This window comes from Streptomyces solitudinis (genome assembly GCF_036323765.1).
Lineage (GTDB): Bacteria > Actinomycetota > Actinomycetes > Streptomycetales > Streptomycetaceae > Streptomyces.
In genome coordinates this window covers 1-352 of sequence record NZ_JAZDCW010000037.1, presented here as the reverse complement: position 1 = coordinate 352, position 352 = coordinate 1, and the positions used below count along the sequence as shown (strand labels likewise).

Below are 352 nucleotides of genomic sequence, written 5' to 3'. Positions count from 1 at the left end.
CACCTACCAGGTCACCGGCACCACCACCTACGACGCCTTCGGCCGCCCCACCTCCCAGACGGACGCCGTCGGCGCGACCACGACGACCGAGTACACCGACGTGAACGGCCTGATCTCGAAGACCGAGGTCACCAACGCGCTCGGGCACGTCACCACCACCGACTACGCCCCCGCCTGGGGCCAGTCCACCGGGCAGACCGACCCCAACGGCAAGCGCACCGACCTCGCCCACGACCCGCTCGGCCGCCTCGTCTCGGTGTGGATGCCGGACCGGGCCAGGAGCCAGACCCCGAGCATCAAGTACTCCTACACCGTCCGCAAGGACAAGCCCGTCGCCGTCAAGACCGAGAAG

At 69.6% G+C, this 352-nt stretch carries 1 protein-coding gene; it reads left to right on the top strand.

The annotated features are described in order from the left end of the window. Positions 1-352, top strand: a 352-nt coding sequence (locus V1J52_RS26035; protein ID WP_330142428.1) for a hypothetical protein, incomplete at both ends; no start/stop codon positions are given.